Source organism: Rhodobacter sp. P2_H5, assembly GCF_056403335.1.
Genome location: NZ_JBFUFS010000004.1, coordinates 327,117 through 336,252, shown reverse-complemented (window position 1 = coordinate 336,252; position 9,136 = coordinate 327,117). Strand labels below are relative to the sequence as shown.

Here is a 9,136-nt window from a genome sequence, read left to right as displayed (position 1 = left end):
AGAAAACTTGACACATGTGTCGATTCGCGGTCCCATGCCGGAAACGCATGAGGCCCACATGTCGCAACACCGCCATCTTCTGTCGCCCCTTACCCTGCGCGGCCATACGTTGCGCAACCGCATCGTCTTTGGCGCCCATACCGCCAACATGTCCGACATGGGTATTCCGGGCCCAAGGGTCGAAGGCTATCTTCTGGAACGCGCCCTGGGCGGGGCGGGAATGATCGTCTCCGAACCGGTGCCCGTGCACCGGACGGGCGTGCTAACCCGCGGAAATTACTTGCATTCCTCCGATGAGGTGATCCCGCATTTCCGCAAGATCACCGAGGCGGTCAAGGCTGCGGGCGCCGTGATCCTGCAGCAGCAATACCACGTCGGCGCGCATGGCGATTCCGACCTCAGCTTCGCGCCGCATTGGTCGCCCTCGGGCCAGCCCAGCTATCACGACAGCGACGGCTCCCATGCCATGACCGAGGCCGAGATCGAAGAGCTGCTCGACGCCCATGCCGCGGCGGCGCTCCGCTCAAAACTGTCGGGATTCCAGGGGGTTGAGGTCTGGGCCGCCTACCATTCCCTGCTCGATCAGTTCTGGACGCCGTGGAGCAACAAGCGCAGCGACCGCTGGGGCGGGTCCTTGGAAAACCGCACCCGGTTTTCCCGAACCCTGATCGAGCGCATCCGCAAGACCTGTGGCGAGGATTTCATCATCGGCCTCGCCATCAGCTATTCGCCGACCTATCCGGTCATGCTGTCCGACGCGGAAATGTGTGAAATCATAGGCTTGCACGACGCGACCGGCCATGTGGACTATGTGACCTGCGGCTACGGAAGCTATCTCGATTTCGAAGGCATCATCCCGCCTTTCACCCATGGCGAAAAGCTTTCCACCCCGCTGACCGCGCAGTTGAAAGGAATTGTTAAACACGCTGTCATAACCTCGGAAGCGGGAATCAGAACACCGGAGAATGCTGAAACGATCCTGGCCAGTGGTGAAGCCGATCTTGTCTCCATCGTGCGGGGGCAGATCGCCGATCCGCATCTGGCGCGCAAAACCACCGAAGGGCGGGTCGAGGATATCCGCGGCTGCATCTCCTGCAACCAGATGTGCTGGGGGCGGCGCAGCCGGGATTACTGGATTTCCTGCCTGATCAACCCCTCGGCGGGGCGTGAGTTTGAATGGGGCGGCGACCGGTTCACGGCCGCCGCGCAAAAGCGTTCGGTTCTGGTCGTAGGCGCCGGTCCCGCCGGGTTGGAGGCCGCCCGTGCGGCGGCAGAAAGGGGGCATGCCGTTGAAATCGTTGAGGCTTTGCCGCAGGTTGGCGGGCAGTTCCGTCTGGCGGGGATGCAGCCGCGGCGGGCGCAGATCCTTTCTCTGATGGATTGGTACGAAGGCCAGTTCACCAAGCTGGGCGTCACATTGCGGCTGAACACCTATCTCGACGCCGACGAAATCGCGGCGCATCCGGCGGATGTGGTGGTGCTTGCCACTGGGTCGCTGCCGGACGAGACCGGATTTCAACGCTGGGTGCCGCAGCTCGAAAGCCTGCCGGGCATCGAGCTTGGTGGCGTCTGGTCGCCTGAAGCCGTCCTGCGGCGCGAGGCGCGGTTGGGCGATAGCGTGGTGATCTATGACGAGGGGTCCAACTGGCGCGGCGTCGGCACCGCCTGGGCCATGGCCGAACAGGGCAGGAAGGTGATCATCGTCACCCCTGAACCCTTCGTCGGCAAGGAAATCGCCCGCACCGCCGCCGATGGTGCTACCCGCCGGCGGCTCGCGCAATTGGGGGTGGAGTTCAAGACCGAACACTGCCTCAGCCGCTGGCACGGCAATGGGGTGACGGTGCGTAACCTGTTGACAGGGAAGGAGGAAACCCTACCCGCCTCCGCCCTTGTCATGTCCACGACCAACTGCGCCTTCGATCCTTTCCCCGAAACCTTCCCGGGGAAAGAGGTGCACCGGATCGGCGATTGCACGGCACCCCGTCTCGCCGCCTATGCCTTCCACGAGGGGCGGAAGCTGGCGCTTGGGCTTTAGCTGATCAGGCTGAAGGTGTCGGGGCTGGACTGCGCCCAAGCCTCGCGGAACTGCGGCGAGGCCGCTGGGTCGGACAAGAGCTGACCCGGCGCAAGTATCTCATATTGCTGGGCAAAAGAGATCACCGTGTCAGAGGCCGCGCGCCGCATCAGGTGATGCGGCTTCAGCTCGCAGGGGTGCGACAGGCCGGCGGCGGCGACCAGTTCGGTCAGGGCATGCAGCGTGTTGCGGTGAAAATTCGCCACGCGCTCGGCCTTGTCGGGCACATCGATCGCCCGCTGGCGCAAGGGGTCCTGCGAGGTCACGCCCGTCGGGCACATGCCGGTGTGGCAGGACTGCGCCTGAATGCAGCCGACCGCAAACATGAAGCCGCGCGCCGCGTTGCACCAGTCCGCCCCCAGGGCCAGGATCTTGGCCATATCAAACGCCGAAGTGATCTTGCCCGAGGCGCCGATGCGGATCTTGTCGCGCAGACCGACGCCCACCAGCGCGTTATGGGCAAAGCTCAGACCGTCGCGCAGGGGCATGCCGACATGGTCCATGAACTCCAGAGGGGCTGCGCCGGTGCCGCCCTCTTTCCCGTCTATCACGATGAAATCAGGGGTAATTCCGGTGGCGAGCATCGCCTTGCAGATCGCCATGAACTCCCACCGATGGCCGATGCAAAGCTTGAAGCCGGCCGGTTTGCCGCCCGACATCTCGCGCATGGAGGCCACGAAATGCAGCAAGCCCGCCGGGGTCGAGAAGGCCGAATGGCTGGCGGGCGAAACACAATCCTCGCCCATGGGCACGCCGCGGATCAGCGAGATCTCTTGCGTCACCTTCGCCGCAGGCAAGACGCCGCCATGACCGGGCTTGGCACCCTGGCTCAGCTTCAGCTCCACCATCTTGATCTGCGGATCGGCGGCCGCCTCGGCAAAGCGGTGCGGGTCGAAGCTGCCGTCCTTGCCCCTGGCGCCGAAATAGCCCGAGCCGAGTTCCCACACCAGATCGCCGCCGAACTCGCGGTGATAGGGCGAAACGCCGCCCTCGCCGGTGTCGTGAAAGAAGCCGCCCCGCTGCGCGCCCTTGTTCAGCGCGCGGATCGCATTGGCCGACAAGGCCCCGTAACTCATCGCAGAAATGTTCAGGAGCGAGGCCGCATAGGGCGCTTTCGTCTCTGGCCCGATCAGCACGCGCATCGCCTCCAGGGGGGCTGCGGCCTTGGGCGCGATCGAATGGTGTAGCCATTCGTACTGCTCCTCATAGACGTTGAACATCGTGCCGAAGGGCCGCTTGTCGAGCTCTTTCTTGGCGCGCTGATAAACGATGGCCCGCTTGTCGCGCGGAAAGGGGGCGCCGTCCTTGTCGCCCTCGAAGAAATACTGCCGCATCTCGGGCCGGATATGTTCCAGCATGAAGCGCAGATGCGCCGCAACCGGGTAATTGCGCAGGATGGCGTGGCGCGTCTGGGTCAGGTCATGCGCGCCAAGCGCCAGAATCGCCAAACAGAGCATCACCAGCGGCACGTTCAAAAAACGTTCCGCCGGGAAGGCGATGGCCAGAAGGGTGAAGACAAGGGCAAGGATCGCGGCGGCGGTCAGCGGCAGAAATCTGACTTCAAACAAAGTCTTGGGTGTCATGGCGCGGTTCTTCTCCTGGGCGCCGGGCGGGCGCTTTCCTGCTTTCGTCCCGTCATAGCACAGAACGATGAAGGTCCGGAAAACAGCTTGTGATGATTCGCGACCGGAGGGGTCAGAAGGGGCAGGGCGCGGTGAAGCTGACCCATTCCCCGGTGTCGGGATGGTGCAGTGCCAGCGTCTCGGCATGGAGCATCAGGCGCGGATGGGCCTCGGGCGTCTCCGCATAGATCGGATCGCCGAGGATCGGATGGCCGAGCGCCAGCATATGGACCCGCAACTGGTGGCTGCGCCCGGTCAGGGGAGAGAGGCGGACGCGGGTTTCGTCTTCGGACTGGGTCAGGACCTCCCAATCCGTCACCGCCGCGCGGCCCTTGACCGGGTCGACCATCTGGCGCGGCCGGTTCGGCCAATCGACCCCGATGGGCAGATCGACGCGGCCGGTCGCGGGCGACAGAACGCCCGAAATCCTTGCAATATAGGTCTTTTTCGCGCGGCGCTGTTCAAACTCCTGCCCCAGAAAGCCCTGCGCGGCCTTGTTGCGGGCAAAGATCATCACGCCGGAGGTGTCGCAATCCAGCCGGTGCACCAGCAGCGTGCCGGGATAGGCGCGGCGCAGGCGGGTTTCCAGACAATCCTCGCGGCCCTCCAGCTTGCCGGGCACCGACAGAAGGCCCGGCGGCTTGTCCACCACCAGAATCGCGCGGTCCTCATGGAGGATCGACAGCGGCACATCCGGCGGGTTGTAGTCGAAATCCTTCATGCGATGTTGTGGCCGGCAGATTTGAGCCGGGCGGCGAGATGGCGGATATGGGCGGGACCCACCTCGCAGCAACCGCCGACGATGGTGGCGCCGATATCGACCCAAGTCATTGCGAAATCGGCGTATTTCTCAGGCGTCAGGTCGTGGCGGTGGGTGTAATCCGGCGCGCCGCCGCCCTCGGGCAGGGGCAGCGAGGAAATCTCGGAAAAGCCGTTGGCATAGGCGCCGAAGGGCAGGCCCATGGTGGAGAGCACGCGCAAAGCATCCAGCATCGCCTCGGGCATCGAACAATTGGCCAGAACAGCGGCGGTCGGGTGTTCGGCGATCAGGGCGCGCAGCCCTTCGATCGGCTCGCCCGAGCGCAGGCGGCTGCCGTCGCGGTCATGGACCGAGACCGAAAGCCAGACGGGCAGCCCCGCCGCCTGCGCCCCTTGAAGCGCCCCGCGGGCGAGGTCGAGCGAGGACATGGTCTCCAGCAGGATCACATCGACATGCGGCGCCAGGATCCGCGCCTTTTCGGCATAAAGCGGTGCGGAAACAGACACTTCCGGGGTCAGGTCCGGGCGGTAGCTTTCCCCCAGCGGCCCCATCGAGCCTGCAATCATCCCGCGCCCGGCCGCCGCACGCGCCTCATGCGCCTCCATCAGGGCGCGCAGGTGCAGGGCGTGGTAGAGGTTGTCGAGGCCGACGCCCTCCAGCCGGTCGTGCAGGATGTTGTAGGTGTTGGTCGTGGCGACCGAGGCCCCTGCGGCGAAATAATCGTCGTGGATCTCGCGCACCAGACCGGGGTGGTCGATCATCACGCGGGTGGCCCAAAGCGGCGTCGGCTCGTCGCCCGAACGCGCCACCAGTTCCTGGCCCATGCCGCCGTCAAGTAGGATGATCTCTGCCATCGTCGCCTCCGATACCGCGAATGCCGCGTGTTATCAGGCCCCGGGCGCTTGCGGAAGGCCGTCGCTGATCGCGTAGTAATCGCCCTTGTCGGCGGTGAAGAAGTGGCCGCTGAGGCGCCCGCCGGTCGGGTTGGCGATGCAGCCCGCCTCGATCGAGAAGTCGTCACCCAGGCGGAAATACAGGCTCGACCCGCAGCTGGGGCAAAAGCCGCGCTGGCCGCCGCCGGGGGTGGCGAATTCGCGGATGAGGTGGGAGTGCCAGCGCAGGGCGGATTCCTCGGCATCGAAAGAGGCCGCGAAATGGCCGGAGAGCTTGCGGCATTGGCTGCAGTGGCAGGCCGTGACCTCGCCCATCGGGCCGGCGAGGGTGAAGTGGTTGGCGCCGCAGAGGCAGCTGCCTGTCAGCGCCTCGGCCGGGGCGGGGGAGGTGTAGTAATCGCCCGCATCCTCTTGATGCCAATGGCTTTCGATGCTCAGCCCGGTCTGGCCATCAAGGGCACCGGCGGCGATCGAGATGCGGTCCTCGCCCGTTGGTTTCCAGAACAGGCTGGCGCCGCAGCCGGCGCAAAAGCCGCGCTCCGCCGTGGGGGAGGAGCGGAACCAGCGCAGGCCCGCATCTTCAGTCAGGTGGAACCGCGCCATCGGCACGGCGGTCGCGGCCCAGTAATGGCCGGAGCTTTTGCGGCATTGCGTGCAGTGGCAGGCGATCACCTGCCGCAGCGGCGGAACGGCGCGGAACCGCACCGCGCCGCAGAGGCACGACCCCTCCATCACTCGGCCTTTTCAAAAACTTGCGCGAGGAGGGGGACGAGCCATTCCTCATCCTCGGCGGTGAAGGCGGCCGGTGTGTCGCTGTCGATGTCCAAGACGCCCAGAAGCCGCCCCGCACCATTCCAGACCGGCAGGACCAGTTCCGACCGGGTCGAGGCGGCGCAGGCGATATGGCCCGGAAAAGCCTCGACATCGGGGACGTTCTGGATCTGGCCGGTGCGCGCCGCAGCCCCGCAAACCCCGCGCGAGAAGGGGATCACAAGGCAGCCGTGGCCGCCCTGATAGGGGCCGATCTTCAGAAGCTCGGGTGCCACCACGCGGTAAAACCCGGTCCAGTCGGCAAAATCGTGGTGGTGGTGCAGTTCGCCCGCGACCGTGGCCATCAGGGCCACGGCGTCGGTCTCGCCCTCGGTCAGGGCGAGGATGCTGGCGGAGATTTCGGCGCGGTTCATCTTAGTACCCCAGGGCACAGCCATCCTTGCGCGGGTCCGAAGCCCCGATCAGGATGCCGCTGTCGTCCAACAGGATGTTCTGCGCGCCGCCGAGGGGATCGCGCGGGATCGACACCTCATGGCCCATTTGCGCCAGTTCGGCGCGCACGGCGTCGGAATAGCCGCGCTCGACCTGCATGCCATCGACCCAGGAGAAGCTGCGCGGGCCGTCGACGGCGGCCTGACCATCCATGCCGAAGTCGATCATGTTGGAAACAAAGCGCGCGTGGCCGGCGGGCTGATAGGCGCCGCCCATCACGCCAAAGGGCATGATCACCCGGTCGTTGCGCTTCAGCATTGCGGGGATGATCGTGTGCATCGGGCGCTTGCCCCCGGCGAGTTCGTTCGGGTGCCCCTCGGCCAGGGTAAAGCCCGCGCCGCGGTTCTGGTAGAGGATGCCGAACTTGTCCGAGGCGAGGCCGGCGCCAAAGCCGAAGTAGATCGAATAGATCAGCGACACGGCCATCCGGTCGCGGTCGACCACGGTGATATAGATCGTGTCGCGGTGCACGGCCTCGGCCATCGGATGCGGCGTCGGGGCGGCGCGTCTGGGGTCGATCAGCGCGGCGAGCCGGGCCGCCGTCTCGGGCGCCAGCATGTAGTCGAGGCGCGGGCTGTGTTCGGCGATGAAGCGGTTGCGCGCGTCATAGGCCAGCTTCGAAGCCTCGGCCTCGATATGGGCGCGGGGGGCGCCGAAGGGGTCCATCGACGCAATGTCGAAGTGTTTCAGGATGTTGAGCAGAAGGATCGCCGTCGCACCCTGGCCATTCGGCGGGTGTTCCAGCAGGGTGACGTCGCCATAGGTGCCCGAGACGGGCTCGCCCCAGGTGGCCTTGGTCGCGGCGAGGTCTTCCAGCGTGTGCAGCCCGCCCATCGCGCGCAGCGAGGCGATCATGTCTTCGGCGACCTCGCCCTCGTAGAACCCGGCGCGGCCCTGCGCGGCCATCCGGCGCAGCACCTCGGCCTGTTGCGGCGATTTGAAGATCGCGCCGGTCTTGAGCGGGGTGCCGCCCGGCAGGTAGAAATCGCGGGCGCGGCCTTGCAGGAAGGGGCCGTCATCGGCCCAGTCGAAGGCGACGCGCGGGGCGACCGGCACGCCTTCCTCGGCATAGCGGATCGCGGGGGCCAGACTGTCGGCCAGACCCTTGCGCCCCCAATCGGCGGAAAGGGTGCAGAAGGCATCCATCGCACCCGGCAGGGTCACGGCCTCGACCCCGCGGACGGGAACCACCTTGTGGCCCTGATCCCGCAGGGCGGCGGCGGTGGCGGCAGTCGGCGCGCGGCCCGAACCGTTGAGGGTCAGCACCCGCTCTTCACCGGCAGGCTTCAGAAGCACAAAGCAGTCGCCGCCGATCCCGGTCATCTGCGGCTCGCAGATTCCCAGAAGAACGGCCCCCGCAATGGCGGCATCCACGGCATTGCCGCCGGATTTCAACACCTCGACCGCGGCCTGCGCTGCAAGGGGATGTGACGTCGCGCAGATGCCATTAGCGGCATAAACGGCGGAACGTCCTGGGAACTGAAAGTCGCGCATGGCTCACCTCTTTTGGGCGAGCCTAGGGCGCATTGGGCCGAAGCGAAAGGGGGGAGGTGCCTCGGCGCTGCGAACTGGGTGGGGGCAATGGTCCGTAACGCCGAGGGAAGCTTTATGCAGCTACAGCCCCAGCCTGCCGCGCGGGTCCGGCGAAAATGGGTGGAGATCTGGGCGTTTCAGTGTCAGATCAAAAAGATTGGAAACAGTCTGCGGTTTCAGGCCGCATTGTCCAGCTTGACGCGAAAGCTCAAAAGGTTGCGGTCGCCCTCGCGGTGGTAGGCCAGATCCTCCACCAGGTTGCGAATCAGGAACCAGCCAAAGCCGCCCTCCGGCAGGTCATCAAAGGCGCCGAGTTCGGGCGCCTTGGCCAGGGGCGGTTCGGCCCCCGGCATAGGCAGGCCGCGGTCCGATATGTGGACAAGCAGCTGATCGCGCCGGCGCCGGATATCGACCTCGATCGTGCCGGGATAGCGGGCATAGGCGTGTTCGACGACATTGTTCAGCGCCTCTGCCACCACCAGTTCGGCCGTGCCCATGTCTTCGCGGCTGCAATCCTGGACCAGAGCGCAGGTCATCAGGTCGCGCAGGGCCTGGCGCACGCCCAGAACCGTGGCGGGCAGAACCAGATGGGCGCGGTCAGGCGGAATGAAGCACAAGATCCCGCCTGGGGCGGTCTCAGCCTGCATGCCGCAACCCTTCAGGCAGGGATTTGTGGATGATGAAGACCGAATCCATCCGGGTCAGGCGGAACACCTTTTCGACGGTGGCGGTCAGGCCAGAGAGTTCCAGCCGGCGGATCGGGCCAAGCGCCTTCATCACGGCCACCACCGCCCCGAGGCCCGAACTGTCCAGAAAACCCACGTTGGACATGTCCAAGACCACTCGCGAGCTTGGGGTCGAGACGATTTCGCGCATGAGTTCCTTGAACTTGATGGCACTTGCGGCGTCGATCCGGTCATCCATCACGCGGATCACGATGATCTCGCCCATATGTTCCGTTGTGAGATTCATCGCACGTTCCTTCCTGATA

At 65.6% G+C, this 9,136-nt stretch carries 9 protein-coding genes; 1 reads left to right on the top strand and 8 read right to left on the bottom strand.

All coding sequences use genetic code 11. The features are described from left to right. Positions 1–58 precede the first annotated feature (58 nt). Positions 59–2,035, top strand: coding sequence for an oxidoreductase (locus tag AC1DVR_RS07690; RefSeq protein WP_477999952.1), 1,977 nt, complete (start codon positions 59–61; stop codon positions 2,033–2,035). On the opposite strand, the gene AC1DVR_RS07685 is transcribed toward AC1DVR_RS07690, so the two are convergent. The 8 genes from AC1DVR_RS07685 to AC1DVR_RS07650 all read right to left on the bottom strand — a co-directional run bounded on the left by AC1DVR_RS07685 (position 2,032) and on the right by AC1DVR_RS07650 (position 9,117). After that, entirely contained in the window at positions 2,032–3,657 is a 1,626-nt protein-coding gene (locus tag AC1DVR_RS07685; RefSeq protein WP_477999951.1) for an FMN-binding glutamate synthase family protein, read from the bottom strand. The genes AC1DVR_RS07690 and AC1DVR_RS07685 overlap by 4 nt on opposite strands. A 112-nt stretch (positions 3,658–3,769) precedes the next feature. Beyond that, positions 3,770–4,417, bottom strand: a complete 648-nt coding sequence (locus tag AC1DVR_RS07680; RefSeq protein ID WP_477999950.1) for an RluA family pseudouridine synthase — start codon at positions 4,415–4,417, stop codon at positions 3,770–3,772. Next, a complete protein-coding gene (locus tag AC1DVR_RS07675; protein WP_477999949.1) occupies positions 4,414–5,310 on the bottom strand; it encodes a homocysteine S-methyltransferase family protein in 897 nt (298 codons plus the stop codon). The genes AC1DVR_RS07680 and AC1DVR_RS07675 overlap by 4 nt, the downstream gene beginning before the upstream one ends. 33 nt (positions 5,311–5,343) lie before the next feature. Continuing rightward, positions 5,344–6,081 (bottom strand): GFA family protein, encoded by a 738-nt coding sequence (locus AC1DVR_RS07670; protein ID WP_477999948.1) that lies wholly within the window; start codon positions 6,079–6,081, stop codon positions 5,344–5,346. After that, positions 6,081–6,533 (bottom strand): GAF domain-containing protein, encoded by a 453-nt coding sequence (locus tag AC1DVR_RS07665; RefSeq protein ID WP_477999947.1) that lies wholly within the window; start codon positions 6,531–6,533, stop codon positions 6,081–6,083. Before AC1DVR_RS07665 ends, AC1DVR_RS07670 begins: the two co-directional genes overlap by 1 nt. Position 6,534: 1 nt before the next feature. Continuing rightward, entirely contained in the window at positions 6,535–8,106 is a 1,572-nt protein-coding gene (locus tag AC1DVR_RS07660) for a gamma-glutamyltransferase family protein (RefSeq protein ID WP_477999946.1), read from the bottom strand. A gap of 215 nt (positions 8,107–8,321) precedes the next feature. After that, positions 8,322–8,792, bottom strand: a complete 471-nt coding sequence (locus AC1DVR_RS07655; protein WP_477999945.1) for an ATP-binding protein — start codon at positions 8,790–8,792, stop codon at positions 8,322–8,324. After that, a complete protein-coding gene (locus AC1DVR_RS07650; protein ID WP_477999944.1) occupies positions 8,782–9,117 on the bottom strand; it encodes an STAS domain-containing protein in 336 nt (111 codons plus the stop codon). Before AC1DVR_RS07650 ends, AC1DVR_RS07655 begins: the two co-directional genes overlap by 11 nt. Positions 9,118–9,136 lie beyond the last annotated feature (19 nt).